The sequence below is a fragment of the Gordonia sp. PvP123 genome, assembly GCF_040547295.1.
Lineage (GTDB): Bacteria > Actinomycetota > Actinomycetes > Mycobacteriales > Mycobacteriaceae > Gordonia > Gordonia terrae.
The window spans coordinates 447,456-461,699 of sequence record NZ_JBEPPN010000004.1 but is presented as its reverse complement, the minus strand read 5'-3'; the positions used below and the strand labels follow the sequence as shown (position 1 = coordinate 461,699).

16 protein-coding genes are annotated in these 14,244 nt (G+C 68.8%); 11 read left to right on the top strand and 5 right to left on the bottom strand.

All coding sequences use genetic code 11. From position 1 onward, the window contains the following. Positions 1-3: 3 nt before the first annotated feature. Genes ABIC25_RS09960 through ABIC25_RS09950 form a run of 3 tightly spaced genes read right to left on the bottom strand, consistent with a single transcriptional unit; the run spans position 4 to position 3,450 of the window. Positions 4-1,500, bottom strand: a complete 1,497-nt coding sequence (locus ABIC25_RS09960) for an aldehyde dehydrogenase (RefSeq protein ID WP_354561235.1) — start codon at positions 1,498-1,500, stop codon at positions 4-6. Positions 1,501-1,504: 4 nt separating this feature from the next. Continuing rightward, complete coding sequence (gene dmpG, locus ABIC25_RS09955; RefSeq protein ID WP_354561234.1) at positions 1,505-2,560, bottom strand: 4-hydroxy-2-oxovalerate aldolase; 1,056 nt, start codon at positions 2,558-2,560, stop codon at positions 1,505-1,507. After that, complete coding sequence (locus ABIC25_RS09950) at positions 2,557-3,450, bottom strand: acetaldehyde dehydrogenase (acetylating) (protein WP_354561232.1); 894 nt, start codon at positions 3,448-3,450, stop codon at positions 2,557-2,559. Before ABIC25_RS09950 ends, dmpG begins: the two co-directional genes overlap by 4 nt. A 247-nt stretch (positions 3,451-3,697) precedes the next feature. Between ABIC25_RS09950 and ABIC25_RS09945 the strand changes: the two genes are divergently transcribed. The 7 genes from ABIC25_RS09945 (at position 3,698) to ABIC25_RS09915 (ending at position 9,292) form a co-directional block, all read left to right on the top strand. After that, entirely contained in the window at positions 3,698-4,780 is a 1,083-nt protein-coding gene (locus ABIC25_RS09945; protein WP_354561230.1) for a VOC family protein, read from the top strand. A 78-nt stretch (positions 4,781-4,858) separates the two neighbouring features. Further along, positions 4,859-6,082, top strand: a complete 1,224-nt coding sequence (locus ABIC25_RS09940; protein ID WP_248645663.1) for an acyl-CoA dehydrogenase family protein — start codon at positions 4,859-4,861, stop codon at positions 6,080-6,082. 159 nt (positions 6,083-6,241) lie between these two features. Beyond that, entirely contained in the window at positions 6,242-6,724 is a 483-nt protein-coding gene (gene msrB, locus ABIC25_RS09935; RefSeq protein WP_004022301.1) for a peptide-methionine (R)-S-oxide reductase MsrB, read from the top strand. Beyond that, positions 6,721-7,269 (top strand): peptide-methionine (S)-S-oxide reductase MsrA, encoded by a 549-nt coding sequence (gene msrA, locus ABIC25_RS09930; RefSeq protein ID WP_239401430.1) that lies wholly within the window; start codon positions 6,721-6,723, stop codon positions 7,267-7,269. Before msrB ends, msrA begins: the two co-directional genes overlap by 4 nt. A gap of 123 nt (positions 7,270-7,392) precedes the next feature. Then, positions 7,393-7,776 (top strand): TA system antitoxin ParD family protein, encoded by a 384-nt coding sequence (locus ABIC25_RS09925; RefSeq protein WP_248643741.1) that lies wholly within the window; start codon positions 7,393-7,395, stop codon positions 7,774-7,776. After that, on the top strand, positions 7,773-8,348 hold the full coding sequence (locus ABIC25_RS09920; protein ID WP_101819598.1) for an ATPase: 576 nt from the start codon (positions 7,773-7,775) through the stop codon (positions 8,346-8,348). The genes ABIC25_RS09925 and ABIC25_RS09920 overlap by 4 nt, the downstream gene beginning before the upstream one ends. Continuing rightward, positions 8,345-9,292, top strand: a complete 948-nt coding sequence (locus tag ABIC25_RS09915) for a PfkB family carbohydrate kinase (protein ID WP_248643740.1) — start codon at positions 8,345-8,347, stop codon at positions 9,290-9,292. The genes ABIC25_RS09920 and ABIC25_RS09915 overlap by 4 nt, the downstream gene beginning before the upstream one ends. Before the next feature lie 21 nt (positions 9,293-9,313). Here the strand turns inward: ABIC25_RS09915 and ABIC25_RS09910 are convergent, their stop codons facing one another. Then, positions 9,314-9,946 carry a flavin reductase family protein gene (locus ABIC25_RS09910; RefSeq protein WP_354561228.1) on the bottom strand — a complete coding sequence of 211 codons (633 nt, stop codon included), beginning with the start codon at positions 9,944-9,946 and terminating at the stop codon, positions 9,314-9,316. Between the two features lie 92 nt (positions 9,947-10,038). Between ABIC25_RS09910 and ABIC25_RS09905 the strand changes: the two genes are divergently transcribed. From ABIC25_RS09905 to ABIC25_RS09895, 3 genes are all read left to right on the top strand, one after another. After that, positions 10,039-10,770: a tyrosine-protein phosphatase gene (locus ABIC25_RS09905; RefSeq protein WP_354561226.1), complete on the top strand. Its 732-nt coding sequence runs from the start codon at positions 10,039-10,041 to the stop codon at positions 10,768-10,770. Further along, positions 10,763-11,077, top strand: coding sequence for a DUF2470 domain-containing protein (locus ABIC25_RS09900; RefSeq protein ID WP_248643738.1), 315 nt, complete (start codon positions 10,763-10,765; stop codon positions 11,075-11,077). The genes ABIC25_RS09905 and ABIC25_RS09900 overlap by 8 nt, the downstream gene beginning before the upstream one ends. Positions 11,078-11,175: 98 nt before the next feature. Continuing rightward, positions 11,176-11,856 carry a hypothetical protein gene (locus ABIC25_RS09895; RefSeq protein ID WP_248643737.1) on the top strand — a complete coding sequence of 227 codons (681 nt, stop codon included), beginning with the start codon at positions 11,176-11,178 and terminating at the stop codon, positions 11,854-11,856. 22 nt (positions 11,857-11,878) lie between these two features. Here the strand turns inward: ABIC25_RS09895 and ABIC25_RS09890 are convergent, their stop codons facing one another. After that, the gene (locus tag ABIC25_RS09890) at positions 11,879-12,886 is read right to left on the bottom strand and encodes a LacI family DNA-binding transcriptional regulator (RefSeq protein ID WP_354561223.1); all 1,008 of its coding nucleotides are present in this window, start codon (positions 12,884-12,886) and stop codon (positions 11,879-11,881) included. 116 nt (positions 12,887-13,002) lie between these two features. On the opposite strand from ABIC25_RS09890, the gene ABIC25_RS09885 reads away from it, so the two are divergent. Beyond that, the gene (locus ABIC25_RS09885; protein WP_248643735.1) at positions 13,003-14,190 is read left to right on the top strand and encodes an acyl-CoA dehydrogenase family protein; all 1,188 of its coding nucleotides are present in this window, start codon (positions 13,003-13,005) and stop codon (positions 14,188-14,190) included. Positions 14,191-14,244 lie beyond the last annotated feature (54 nt).

Genomic DNA, 14,244 nt, shown 5'->3' with positions numbered 1-14,244 from the left:
GTCCTACTTCCGGATCCGGAGCGTCACCGCGCGCGGTTCGGTGAAGAACTCGCGGGAGTACTGGCCACCCTCACGACCCAGGCCGCTGATGCCCTCACCGCCGAAGGGCAGCCGGAGATCGCGTTCGAAGAATGTGTTGATCCAGACCGTGCCGGCCTTCCAGCGTGCCGCCATCCGATGAGCCCGGTCGAGATTCTGCGTGAAGAGGATGCCCGCCAAGCCGTAGGGAGAGTCGTTGGTGACGCGCAGGGCCTCCTCTTCGGTGTCGAAGCCCAGAACCGTCTCGACCGGACCGAAGATCTCCTCACGTGCCGTTCGGGAGTCGTTGGTGAGGCCGGTGATGACGGTCGGTGGATAGTAGAAGCCGCCCGCTCGATCCGGGTCGGTGAGTCGTTCGCCGCCGGTGATGATCTTGCCGCCTTCGTCCTGCGCGAGCTCGACGTAGCCGTGCACCTTGTCGAGGTGCTGCTGCTCGATGAGCGGGCCCATGAACGTCGCCGGGTCCTTGGGATCGCCGACCACGAGTTTCCGAGCTTCCTCGGCGAAGCGATCCACGAACTCCCCCCGGATCGAGTTCTGCACCAGCAGACGCGAACCCGACAGGCAGACCTGTCCGTTGCCGCCGAAGATGGCCCGGAGCGACATGGGTACGGCGACGTCGAGATCGGCGTCGGCGAACACGATGTTGGCTGATTTGCCACCCATCTCGGCCGAGACCGGCGTGTGGTTCGCCGCGGCCGCCTGCAAGATCTTCACACCGGTGGCGCTCGATCCGGTGAAGGTGATGCGGTCGACGCGTGGATCGGAGGTCAGCGGTCCGGCGACGGCCTCACCGCCGAAACCGTGCACGACGTTGAGCACACCGGGCGGCAGGCCCGCCTCGAGTGCGATCTGCGCGAAGCGGTTGGCGGTCAACGGTGTCTGTGGTGCCGGTTTGAGGACCACGGTGTTGCCGAAGGCCAGAGCAGGCGCGATCTTCCATGTCGCCAGCATCAGCGGCGCGTTCCACGGACTGATCGCCGACACGACCCCGGCGGGCGGATAGAGGACGTAGGACAGCAGGTCGCCGTCCGGGTAGGCCTCGTTCGCGGCCATCGAGACGTAGTCGGCGAAGAAGCGCAGATTGTGGGCCACCCGCGGGATCTCGGCGTGCAACGACTGAGTGATCGTCTTGCCGCCGTCACGTGTTTCGAGCTGTGCCAGCTCCTCCCGGTGCTCGTCGACGGCGTCGGCGACCGCATGCAGGATCGCCGCGCGTTCCTTGGGCGACATCTGCGGCCACGGTCCGTCGTCGAAAGCGGTGCGGGCAGAGTCGATCGCGGCGATCCCGTCGTCGGCGGTGCCGCGCGCCACCGTCGCGAGCAACGCGCCGTCGTGCGGGTCGCGCGACTCGAACGTGGCGCCGTCCGAGGCCGTACGCCACTCGTTCCCGATGAGTTGACGCACCTCGGCGGTACCGTTCTGATCGGTGCTGTCCTGATCGGTGACAGACAGAGTCATTTCCTCACACCTCCGCCGCGACGGGCGTCTCGTAGGTGCGGCCCGCGAGTTCCGAGGCCACATCGATGATCATGTCTTCCTGACCGCCGATCACGCCGCGCCGGCCGAGTTCGAGCAGGATCTCCCGGGCCGGGACACCGAACTTCTTCGCGGCGCGTTTGGTGGGGTGGAAGAACGTGGAATACACGCCGGCGTAACCGAGCACGAGCGCGGTCTCGTCGACGATCTGCGGTTCGGTCATCAGCGGTGCCACGACGTTCTCGGCGGTGTCGATGAGCGGAAACAACTCGACGCCGGTGTCCCATCCCGCGCGTTCGAATGCTGCGGCGAGGACTTCGGTCTGGGCGTTGCCGGCGCTCGCGCCGAGACCGCGCAAGGAACCGTCGATGTAGGTGGCTCCGTTCTCGGCGGCGGTGAGCGCGTTGGCGATCCCGACACCGAGGTTGTTGTGTGCGTGGAAGCCGATGTCCGCGGAGATCGCCTCGCGCAGTGCCGCGACCCGCTCGCCGGCCTGCTGCGGGACGAGCGCACCTGCGGAGTCGACGACGTACACGACGTCGGCGCCGTAGGAGTCGAGCTTGGCCGCTTGCTCGGCGAGTGCATCGGGTTCGAGTTTGTGGCTCATCATGAGGAATGTCATGACCTCGAGCCCGTTCTCCTTGGCCCACTCGACGGGTTGCTGTCCGCAGTCCGCCTCGGTGCAGTGGACGGCGACGCGGACGGTCGAGATGCCGGCGTCCACCGCCGCCTGCAGTTCGTTCAGCGTCGCGATGCCCGGTACGTAGAGGGCCGCGATGTCGGCGTTGTCGACCGCGTCGACGGCGGCGCGCACGTACTCGGGGTCGGTGGCCGCGGCGAAGCCGTACTGGACCGACGACGCGCCGAGACCGATGCCGTGTGCCACTTCGATCGTCGGGACGCCGGCCCGGTCGAGGCCGGCCGCGATGGCGGCGACGTCGCGTGTGGTGAACCGGTGCGAGACACTCGACATCCCGTCACGCAGCGTCGTGTCGACGAGGGTGACCGATCGTGGCCCGCGGGCCGGGGACTGGCTGGTCATCGCAGTGCTCCTGTCTGAAGTGTCGCTGTCGCGGCCCTCTCCTGCGCCATCACCTCGGCGACCTGCACGGCGGCCGCGGTGATGATGTCGAGATTGCCTGCGTACGTGGGTAAGAAGTCGCCGGCGCCGACGACCTCGAGCATCACGGTCACGAGATCACCGTCGACGTCGACGAGTTTGAGGGTGTAACCGGGGACGTAGCGTTGGACCTCGGTGACGATGTCGACGACGGCGCGTTCGATGGCCGCGGGATCCGGGTTGCGCACTTTCGCATATACCGTGTCGCGCATGTTCATCGGCGGTTCGGCCGGGTTGATCACCGAGATCGCCTTGGCCCGGTCCGCTCCCGCGACCTGTGCCAGTGCGCGCCCCGTCTTCTCGCTGAATTCACTGAGATTCTGCCGGGTGCCCGGGCCCGCGCTCGCCGACGCGATGGCCGCGACGATCTCACCGTAGGCGGCGTCGGCGGCCTGGTTGATCGCATAGAGGATCGGGATCGTGGCCTGCCCGGCGCAGCTCACCATGTTCACGTTGGGCGCGTTCACGTGTTCGCGGAGGTTGACCGCCGGGACGACGTAGGGGCCGACCGATGCGGGCGTCAGATCGATCGCGGTGATCCCCGCGTCGGCGTAGCGCGGAGCGACCTCGGCGTGCACCTTGGCCGACGTGGCCTCGAAGACGAGATCGGGAGGCGACGACTGCTGCAGCAGCCAGTCCACGCCCTCTGCCGACGCCTCGAGCCCTTCGGCACGCGCTCGTCGCAGACCCTCACTGGCCGAGTCGATTCCGACCATGTAGACCGGGTCGACGTACTCGGACCGCAACAGTTTGTACATCAGGTCGGTCCCGATGTTGCCCGATCCCACAATGGCGGCGGTCAACCGGCTCATCGCATGTCTCCTTAGCTCGTCGCGCACGCTCGGTCTCCGATGCCGGCGGCGTGCTCGACTCCGAACGCTATGGAGCAGGGGCGGTCTGCGGGGCCGGGACCGGGCAGTCCGAATGCGGAGTCAATCGGCAGCGCCGTTGTTCGGATATCCCGAACGCCGGTGACGGCAGTCACATCTCGACGCCATGCTGACGGACATCAGCCAGCAGCCACCGAGATCCGGTGTCGCACGATCCACAGGAGAACCGATGACCGAGAACGCCGCACGCTTCGATGTCGCGCACCTCGCGCGAGCCGAACTGTTGAGCCCCAAGCCGCAGGAAACCCTCGACTTCTTCACCCGATTCCTGGGCATGTACGTGACCCGGAGCGAAGGCCAGTCCGTCTACCTGCGGGCGTACGAGGACCCCTATCCCTGGAGTCTGAAGATCACCGAGTCTCGCGAGCCGGGCATGGGTCATGCCGGTCTGCGGACCAGCTCCCCGGAGGCGCTCGAACGTCGCGCCGCCTCGCTGCAGGGTGCGAACATCGAGACCTCCTGGCACGAGGACGAATTCGGCTACGGAAAGACCCTGGCGTACAAGACCGCGGACGGTCATGACTTCGCACTGGTCTGGGAGGCCGAGAAGTACGTCGCGCCACCGGAACTGCAGAGCAAGATCCTCACCCGGCCGTCGAAGAAGCCGTTGCAGGGCATCCCGGTCAAGCGCATCGACCACCTCAACCTGATGGCCTCCGACGTCACCGCCGTCAAGACCGAGTTCGAACGGCACCTCGGGTTCCACACCACCGAGCGGGTCGTCGACGGGGACGTCGAGATCGGTGCCTGGATGAGCTCGAACATCCTCGGACACGAGGTCGCGTGCATGCGCGACATGACCGGCGGGCGCGGCAAGCTCCATCACGTCGCCTTCTACTACGGCACGGGCCAGCACAACATCGACGCCGTGGAGATGTTCCGCGAGTACGACATCCGGATCGAAGCCGGACCGGACCGGCACGGGATCACCCAGGGGCAGTTCCTGTACGTGTTCGAACCGGGCGGCAATCGCATCGAGCTGTTCGGTGAGTCCGGATACCTGCATCTCGACCCGTCTGCCGAGACGAAGACCTGGCAGATGTCCGACATCGACACCGGCCTGGCCATCGGCGGCGCGAAGCTGCCGTGGGAGACCTATTTCACCTACGGCACGCCCAACCCGCTGCCCCTCGAGGAGCACATCACGGCCTTTGCCGACTTCGGTCCGGGCGCAGGAGCGCCGGAGACCGCGGCCGAACTCGTGCCCGACGAGATCGAGCACTCCCGTGCCGTGGCCGATGCGCCGGTCTGAGCCGGGTCGATCGGTTCGATCAGAACAGGAGACTCCTTGACTGTCATCGACATCACCAGGGTGTCGTCGTCCGACGACATGCCCGACCAGCCGCCGCGGATCGCCGACACCCTGTACCACGACCTCGTGTCGCCCGAGGAGGTGGCCGAGGTCCGGCGCAGGGTCCGGCAGGTCGCGCTTCGCGACGTCGCGCCGGTGGCCGACCGGATCGCGCGGGGCGACGAGCGACTCGACGGCTTCCCACGTGACGTGTTCGATCGGCTGGCCACGGCGGGGATCTACCGCATCCCCTTCGCGGCCGATGTCGGCGGCGACGGACTGGCTCACCCGGCCACCGCGACGGCCACCGCCGTCGAAGAACTGGCGTACTTCTCCAACAGCGTCGCCGCGATCTTCGACGTCCACTGCATCCTCGCGGGCAATGCCGTCAACCAGGGCACGCCGGAGCAGCGCCGCAGGTGGCTGGCCCCGGTCGTCGCCGGCGAGATCGTCGGCTCCTTCGCCACCAGCGAGCCGGCCGCGTCGAGCGATCTCTCACCCGAGGCGGTCCAGACCGTGGCGCACCGCCGCGGCGACGGATGGGTGCTGAACGGGCGCAAGCGGTGGATCACCAATTCCGTCGTCGCCGCGTTCGTCGTGGTCCTCGCTCGCACCGGTGACCGGCTCTCGACGTTCATCGTCCCGACCGACACCCCGGGGGTCCGGGTGGGTACGCCGGATCGCAAGCTCGGGAACAAGGGCCAGATCACCGCCGACGTGCACCTCGACGAGGTGGAGCTGGGGCGTGAGTCCCTGCTCGGGACCGAGGGCGGCGGGCTGAAGGTCGCCCTGCAGACGCTGACCTACGGACGTATCGGGATCGCGGCGGCGGGTGTGGGCATGGCGCAAGCCGCCTTCGACCGCACCGCTGCCCACCTGCGCACCCGGGTGGCCTTCGGCGAACCGCTCGCAGCCCGGCAGCACTGGCAGTTCCTGATGGCCGACCGCGCGACCGAGATCGCGATCTCGCGCGACCTGTACCTCAAGGCGGCGATGCGGCTCGACTCCGGCACGCGGTTCCCCGAACCGGAGGCGGCGATGGCCAAACTGCGCGGTACCGAGGTCGCGGTCCTGATGGCCCGCGACGCGGTCCAGGCGTTCGGCGGGTTCGGGTTCACCCAGGAACTGGGTGACGACGATTCGTCGGGTCCGGTCGAGGCGCTCTACCGGGACAGCAAGATCGGGGAGATCTACGAGGGTGCCAGCGAGGTGCAGCGCTGGGTCCTCGCCCGGCAGATCTTCGGGCGTGACGTCGTGGGCTGATCGGAGTCTGCCAGGCGTGTCCGGGCCGCCGTCCACCTGGTGGGCGGCGGCCCGGTCGCGGGTCGGGACCAAATGCGGGCATCGTGGTGTTGTGCACGGTGACGCCCTCCGAGATGCGCCGTCGATCGACGGAGCGGGGGAGCGTCGGCAGGAGGAAACGTGAGCAACACCTACCGCAAGACCCCCGAGGCGTTGAGCCGCCTCACCGACGTGCAGTACCGCGTCACCCAGCGGGACGGCACCGAGCGGGCCTTCGACAACGAGTACTGGGACAACCACGAACCCGGGATCTATGTCGACGTCGTGTCGGGGCAGCCGCTGTTCTCGTCGACCGACAAGTTCGACAGCGGAACCGGGTGGCCGAGCTTCACCCGGCCCATCGATCCCGACGCCGTCGCGACGAAGGTCGATCGGAGCCTGTTCATGCGGCGCATCGAAGTACGGTCCGCCGGGGCGGACAGCCACCTCGGGCACCTCTTCGACGACGGGCCGCGGGACGCGGGCGGACAGCGGTACTGCATGAACTCGGCATCGCTGCGGTTCATCCCGGTGGCCGAACTCGACGCCGAGGGTTACGGCGAGTACGCCGCCCTGTTCACCGACGACCACACCACCACCGACACCCAGGAGGAGAACGCATGACCACCGACACCGGTCAGATCACCGTCCGCCCCGGCACCGAGACCGCGGTCCTCGCGGGTGGGTGCTTCTGGGGGATGGAGGACCTGATCCGCAAGCAGCCCGGTGTCCTGGACACCCGGGTCGGCTACACCGGCGGACAGAACGACCACGCCACCTACCGCAACCATCCCGGTCACGCGGAGGCGGTGGAGATCGTCTTCGACCCCACGCAGACGACGTACCGCGACATCCTGGCGTTCTTCTTCCAGATCCACGACCCGACGACGCGCGACCGGCAGGGCAACGACGTCGGCACGAGCTACCGTTCGGCGATCTTCCCGGTGACCCCGGAGCAGGAGCAGGTCGCTCGCGACACCATCGCCGACGTCGATGCCTCGGGTCTGTGGCCGGGCAAGGCGGTCACCACGATCGAGCAGTTGGGTCCGTTCTGGCAGGCCGAGCCCGAGCACCAGGACTACCTGCTGAATTTCCCGAACGGCTACACCTGCCACTTCCCGCGACCGGGATGGGTGTTGCCGAAGCGGGATGCGACCTCGACGCGGTGACACCCGAGACCGGCTGAGAGTGCCGGCGCTCGTCGACGGTCGTCCGACAACGACCGTCGACGGGTTCGTCGGCGTATGCTGGGTCGATGTAGCACTCTGCTACACCCACGCGGGAGGTGTGCGATGAGCACCGGTACGGACAAGGTGACCCGGTTGTCTGCTGCACTGGTGACCGATGCCGCGCGGGAGGGCGCGCGCGAGCAGCGATCGGCGCGGCAGCAACTCGAACACTGGGCACGTCTCGGCCGCAGCGTCTCACAGCGCACCACCGCGTCGCGTCGGCGGGTCGAGGCCGCGTTGGCCGGCGACCTACCGGCAGAGGCGTTGACCGCAGAGGAAGCCGTCGTCTACGACGCCGAGATCGACGCGCACCTCGAGGCGCGGCTGGCCACCGACGACCACGTCGTCCGACGCGCCTCGGAGGGGTTCTCCTCGGTCGTCGTCGATGACGCCGGACGGCTCGTCGAACTCCGGCCCGACGGGACGAGCGTCGTCCTCGACCGGTGACACCGAGGCTCGACCTCGTCGTCGGATGCAACGGCGCGGGAAAGTCGACGCTGGTCGAGCATCATCTACAGCCGTTGGTGCGCACACCCTTCGTGAACGCCGACCTGATCGCCCGGCAGCAGTGGCCCGACGCCGCGGAAGCCCACTCCTACGACGCGGCCCGGTTGGCCGCGGCCACCCGCGACCACCTCATCGAGGCCGGTGCCTCGTTCATCGCCGAGACGGTCTTCTCGCATCCGTCGAAACTGGAACTCGTCGACCGTGCGCACACCGCCGGATACCGGGTCGCTCTCCACGTCGTGATGATCCCCGAAGATCTCGCCGTGCATCGGGTGCGGCTACGCGTCGACAGTGGCGGGCATGCGGTCCCGGAGGTCAAGATCCGCGAGCGGTTCCGACGCCTGTGGCCGCTCGTCCGCACGGCGATCCTGCGGAGTGACCAGGCAACCGTGTACGCCAACGAGCGAGCGACCACGCGCATCGTCGCGCGGTACGTCGACGGTATGGTCGCGGGCGTGCCCGACTGGCCCGACTGGACGCCGGGGGCGCTCACGGGTTCGGAGGCACGATGACTTCTCACGATCGAGCGACCCGACTGCTCGTCGTCGGCGCCGTCAACGTCGACCTGGTGGTGGAAGCCGATCGTCTCCCGGGGCCCGGTGAGACGGTCGTCGGCCCGACGGTGACGCGGCACGGCGGCGGCAAGGGCGCGAATGCCGCTGTTGCCGCCGCGCGGGCGGGTGCCGAGGTGCGTTACTGCGGGGCAGTGGGTTCCGACGACACCGGCGCGCAGGCACTCGCCGAGTTGCGGGACTCCGGCGTCGACGTGACCGACGTGGGCGTGCTCGACGGCGTCGCCACCGGAATGGCACTGATCGTCGTCGATCCACAGGGTGAGAATCAGATCGCCGTCGGGGCGGGCGCGAACGCCGCCGTCGACGCCGAGAGGGTCCGTGCCGCGGTGCATCGCGCGGCGAGCTGGGCCGGGTGTGTGCTCGTCAGCACCGAGATCCCGGCCGGCGCCGTGGCCGCGGCGGTGACGACGGCCGCTGCGCGAGGTATCCGATGCGTCGTCAATCCCGCCCCGGTGTTGCCGTCGACGGTCGACCTGATGGCGTCGCGGCCGGTGTTCACGCCCAACGCGTCGGAACTTCGTGACCTGCACCGGCTGATCGCCGACGGTCGGGACGCCCCGGACGTTCCCGCGGCCGAGCGGGCTACGGCGGTGGCGTCGCGGACGGGTGCCCCGGTTCTGGTGACCCTCGGTGCGCAGGGCGTCCTGATCGCCGATCCGGCATCTGAGGTGGTCGTCCTTCCCGCCGGGCACGTCGACCGCGTGGTCGACACCACGGGGGCGGGCGACACCTTCAACGGAGTGTTCGCGGCGACGCTCGCCGGCGGTTCGACGGTCGCCGACGCGGCGAAGCGAGGTGTCGCGGCGGCGTCGTTGTCGGTGGCCGCGGTCGGTGCGCGGACCGGGATGCCGAGCGACGAGGAGATTCGCAGCGCGTTGTGAGCGAACCCGTCGACCGGGCGGTCAGCGCGTGGCGGGTTTCGGTCGCTTCATGAACCGGTGGTGGTCGTCGCTCGGCAGGAAGTAGTCGCCCTGTCCGCCGGCTCGCAGCAGCGGGCGCGCACCGGCCGTGTCGAAGGTCTGGTCCGCGCGCAGCAGGTGGGTGGCGATGTGGATCTTCACGACCTCGCCCAACACCATCCAGCTGTCGACGGGGTCGTCAGCGGCGGTGCGCAACTGGAACGACTGGGTGACCCGGCACTCGAAGGCCACGGGGCTCTCCTCGACGCGTGTCGGCGCGACGAGGTCGGCGGCCAGCGGTGTCAGGCCGGCGACCTCGAACTCGTCCTCGCCGGCGGGCACCGCCGCCGAGGTCGCATTCATCTTCTCGCCGAGGTCGTCGGTGGCGAGGTTCCACACGAACTCGCCGGATTCGATCGCGTTGGCGGCGGTGTCCTTGTAGCCGACGCTGGCGAAACCGACGATCGGCGGCGTGTAGTTGAAGAGGTTGAAGAAGCTGTAGGGAGCGAGATTGCGCACCCCGGTGCCGGACACGGTGGAGATCCAGCCGATGGGTCGCGGCGCGACGATCGCGTTGACGGGATCGTGCGACAGCCGATGGCCGTGCGACGGTTCGTAGGAGTGATAGGTCGTCACCGTCGCAACGGTACGTCAGCGGCCGGACGTGCCGCTGCCTGCGTAAGGTGAGGTGCGACCGACCACCGCGCACTTCGACGATCGGGAAAGCTGTGACTCTCTCCTCTGCCTCTGACCTGCGGACTTTCGCCAATATCCGGGATCTGGGCGGTATGCGGGTCGCCGGCGGCGGCATCACCGCCGCCAATGTGTTGATCCGCAGCGACGCACCGTATCCCGACGACAAGGACCCGGTGGGCATGCCCTGGCCGCCGGCCACCGTCGTCGATCTGCGAGACCCCACGGAGCTGGGCCGGATGGCCGTCACGTGGCCGGCGAACGTGCGGGTCGTGCACCGTCCGGTGTCGTCGGGTGCCCGGGTCGACCGGCTCGCCGACACCGCTCTCGTCGACATCTACACCGCGATGATGCGGACGGGCGGTCACCGGCTGACCGCCGCGCTGAACGAATTCGATCCCAGCGGCGCGACTCTGGTGCACTGCGCGGCCGGCAAGGATCGGACCGGGGTGATCATCGCCATCGCGCTGCTGCTGGCGGGCGTCGACGAGTCGTCGGTCATCGCCGACTACCACCGGACCGAAGATGGCATCGCCGGCGTCTTCGAGCGTCTGCGGTCCCGCAAGCGGATTCCGGCGGGCACCACCCTGGAGGCCCCCATCCTGCGCACCCCGCGCGAGGCCATCGAACTGGTCGTCGGCGACGTGACGGGTGCCCGCGGCGGCACCTGGGGTTGGTTCGAAGAACAGGGCGGCGACGTCGAGCGCTTCCGGCGGTGGGTCGGGAACTTCGTGCGCACCGAGACGGGCGAGGCCGCGCGTGACTGACGACAACGTCTCGGACACGGCGCAGTTCGCGCCGGATGTCGTGGCGGCCGTACTCGCGCACATGAACGACGACCATGCCGAGGACTCGCTGCTCATCTGCCGGGTGCTGGGCGGACGTCCGGATGCGGTCACGGCAACGATGACCGGATTCGACCACGAGGCAGCCACTTTCGACGTCTCCGGCCCCGACGGGACTGTCGGTGTACGGCTCCCGTGGGATCGGCCGGTGCGCGACCGAGCCGACGTTCGCGCCGCGGTCGTCGCGATGTTCCGTGCGGCGCAGGAGAACTCCCCCGCCGCTTCCTGATCCGGAAGAACCGCGAAACACTGTCTCGGAAACGCAAGCGACGAGTGTTACCGCGTGTCCGGAAGCCCGACGACGCCGAGACCGGCGATAGTGGCCGTATGTGGAGGCAACTCGTCGGGTTCGGGCTGTTCGGTGCAGTGATCGCGGCGTTGGGCGCGGCCCTGTCCCTCTCCGATCGCGGCGGCTCGGTCGGTGGTCCCGACATCTGGATGGTGTGGGGCACCGGGGACACGGCGGGTGTCGCGCAAGACCCGACGGACTCGGTGATCGTCGCGGCCGGGGTCGGCGCCGTCACCGGTGCGCTCGTTGCGGGAGTTCTCTGGGCGGTCGGTGTACGTCTGGCGGAGCGCAGCGGCTTGCGGCTCGGCCGGGTGGTGGGCGCCGGGCTGATCGGTGTCGTGGTCGGACTCGCCCCGGCGATCATCCTGCTGGCGAACGCGTTCACCGGCGACACCGGCGCCGGGTACCCCGTCCTGGTGGTCTACGCCGTGAGTGGGGTGCTCGGGTACGTGCTGGTGCTCGTCGGCATCCTCGGTGTGTTGCGACTGTCCGGTGATGCGCACACCCGGGCCACCGTTCGGACGACCGCGATCTCGCTCCCGGTCGGGGCCGTGCTGGCGACTGGCGCCGGCGTCGGGGTGGCCGGTTGGTTCGGGTACACGACCACCTCGCCGACGTGGATCGCCACGATCCTCGTGGTGACGATGGTCCTGGCCGCGACGTTCGCGGTCGCCCGCGCCGTCGCGGTGCGTCGACGGCCCGAGCCGGTCGTGCCCTGAGGCCAGCGCGGAGGCGAACCGATCACGTGCTGCCGCGTGCGATGAGTTCGACCGGTAAGCGCCGGGATTCGACGTCGCGTCCGGTCGCGAGGTCGAGGAGACCGCGCACCGCGGTCTCACCGATCTCCCGTGCCGGGGAACGAATCGTCGTGAGTGGAACCGGCAGCTGGGCGGCCACCGGGATGTCGTTGTAGCCGATCAGGGCGAGGTCGTCGGGGACGCGGAGTCCGAGGTCGCGCGCCACGCCCAGGACCCCCACCGCGATCGTGTCCGACACCGCGAAGATCGCCCGCGGGCGGTCCGGACGATCCAGAAGTGCGCGACCGGCCGCCGTACCGCCGTCGACCTCGAAGTTCGACGCGACGATGCGGTCGTCGGGCAGCGTGATCCCGGCCTTGCGCAACTCCACGCGAAACCCGCTGAGTCGGTCGGTGGCCGTGGTCGCGTGGGCGGGACCGGCGATGGCGGCGAGGTCGGTGTACCCCCGATCCAGGAGATGTCGGGCCGCGATGCGGCCGCCGCGCACGTCGTCACCGCCGACGAAGGGAAGCCCGGCCTCGGCGTGCCGGGTCAGCGCGAGCAACGGAAGGTCGCCGATCCGCAGCGACTCGACGAAATCGCCACCCGGCCGATGGAGCCCGCTCAGCAACAGACCGTCGACCTGCCGCCCGACGAGGAGTTCGATGGCCCGCCGCTGAGCGGCCTCCTCATCAGGCGGGCTCGACAGCAGCACCGAGTAACCGGCCCGGGTGGCGGCCTGCTCGATGCCCTGGTAGGTCGTGGCGACGACGCCGTCGGTGAGTCGCGTCATCACGACACCGATCGTGGTGGTCTTGCGGGTCCGCAGACTGGCCGCCCACACGTTGCGCTGGTAGCCGAGCTGGTCGGCGACCTCCCGGACCCGGAGCGCCGACTCCGACCATCCGTCGGCGGGTTCGGCCTGGCGGAGGACGCGGGACGCGGTGGACACGTGCACGCCGGCACGCTGCGCGATCTCCTTGAGCGTGGGTGCGCGCTGACCACTGATCACGCTGGCTCTCCTCTCGGCCCGGTAGCTCGAGCCCACCCCACACATTGACCGGCGGCGGCCGACCACCTACCTTAGGCGATGCAATCGTTCTTGCAAACGTTCTCATGGAGGTCTCGATGTCCCGCCCCAGCACGTTGCCCCAGCTCTTCGCCCTGGACTCGCTGCTCGACGCGGACGAGATCGCCATCCGCGACAGTGTGCGCGACTTCGCCGCGTCGAAGCTGCGCCCGCACATCGCGGAGTGGTTCGAGGAGGCCCGCCTGCCCGCCCGCGAGATCGCCCGGGAGCTGGGCGGGCTCGGGGCCCTGGGAATGCACCTCGAGGGGTACGGCTGCCCGGGGATGAGCGCGATGACCTACGGACTGGCCTGCCTCGAGCTCGAGGCCGTCGATTCCGGAATCCGCAGCCTGGTGTCGGTGCAGGGGTCACTCGCGATGTTCTCCATTCATCACTGGGGTTCGGAAGAACAGAAGAACGAGTGGCTGCCGCGGATGGCGGCGGGGGAGGCGATCGGCTGCTTCGGCTTGACCGAGCCCGACTTCGGATCCAATCCGTCGGGCATGCGCACCCATGCCAAGCGCGACGGCGACGACTGGGTGCTCAACGGAACGAAGATGTGGATCACCAACGGTTCGATCGCCGATGTCGCAGTGGTGTGGGCGCAGACCGATCTCGCCGACAGTCCGGGCGGTATCCGCGGATTCGTGGTCCCCACCGACACGCCCGGGTTCTCGGCGCCGGAGATCACCAAGAAGATGTCGCTGCGCGCCTCGGTCACCTCGGAGCTCGTGTTCGACGACGTGCGGCTTCCCGCGTCGGCGATGCTGCCGAAGGCAGAGGGTCTGCGGGGACCGCTCACCGCTCTCGGTGAGGCGCGATTCGGCATCATCTTCGGGGCCATGGGCGCGGCTCGCGACTGTCTCGAATCGGCCATCGACTACGCGCAGTCCCGCGAGGTGTTCGACAAGCCGCTCGCCGGTTACCAGATCACCCAGACCAAGATCGCCGACATGGCGCTCGAGGTCGGCAAGGGCCACCTGCTGGCCTACCATCTCGGCCGTCTGAAAGATCGCGGTGAACTCACCCCCGAGCAGGTCAGCACCGGCAAGCTGAACAGCACGCGGGAGGCGATCGCGATCGCCCGCGAATGCCGAACCATCCTGGGAGCGAACGGCATCACCCTCGAGTACCCGGTGATCCGGCACGCCAACAACCTGGAGTCGGTACTCACCTACGAGGGGACCTCCGAGGTCCACCAGCTCACCATCGGTCGCGCGCTGACCGGTGCTTCGGCGTTCCGCTGAGCCACTTGCCGGCGTAGGGTCCGAACGCCTTTCCCGAGCCGACAACAGGCACGT

What these genes read in the sequence shown, in the direction of transcription:
- ABIC25_RS09885 (WP_248643735.1), top strand. Translation starts at nt 13,003, where the DNA reads ATGTCCCGCCCCAGCACGTTGCCCCAGCTCTTCGCCCTGGACTCGCTG.
- ABIC25_RS09960 (WP_354561235.1), bottom strand. Translation starts at nt 1,500, where the DNA reads ATGACTCTGTCTGTCACCGATCAGGACAGCACCGATCAGAACGGTACC.
- ABIC25_RS09940 (WP_248645663.1), top strand. Translation starts at nt 4,859, where the DNA reads ATGCCCGACCAGCCGCCGCGGATCGCCGACACCCTGTACCACGACCTC.
- ABIC25_RS09950 (WP_354561232.1), bottom strand. Translation starts at nt 3,450, where the DNA reads ATGAGCCGGTTGACCGCCGCCATTGTGGGATCGGGCAACATCGGGACC.
- ABIC25_RS09925 (WP_248643741.1), top strand. Translation starts at nt 7,393, where the DNA reads ATGAGCACCGGTACGGACAAGGTGACCCGGTTGTCTGCTGCACTGGTG.
- msrA (WP_239401430.1), top strand. Translation starts at nt 6,721, where the DNA reads ATGACCACCGACACCGGTCAGATCACCGTCCGCCCCGGCACCGAGACC.
- ABIC25_RS09915 (WP_248643740.1), top strand. Translation starts at nt 8,345, where the DNA reads ATGACTTCTCACGATCGAGCGACCCGACTGCTCGTCGTCGGCGCCGTC.
- dmpG (WP_354561234.1), bottom strand. Translation starts at nt 2,560, where the DNA reads ATGACCAGCCAGTCCCCGGCCCGCGGGCCACGATCGGTCACCCTCGTC.
- ABIC25_RS09945 (WP_354561230.1), top strand. Translation starts at nt 3,698, where the DNA reads ATGACCGAGAACGCCGCACGCTTCGATGTCGCGCACCTCGCGCGAGCC.
- ABIC25_RS09895 (WP_248643737.1), top strand. Translation starts at nt 11,176, where the DNA reads ATGTGGAGGCAACTCGTCGGGTTCGGGCTGTTCGGTGCAGTGATCGCG.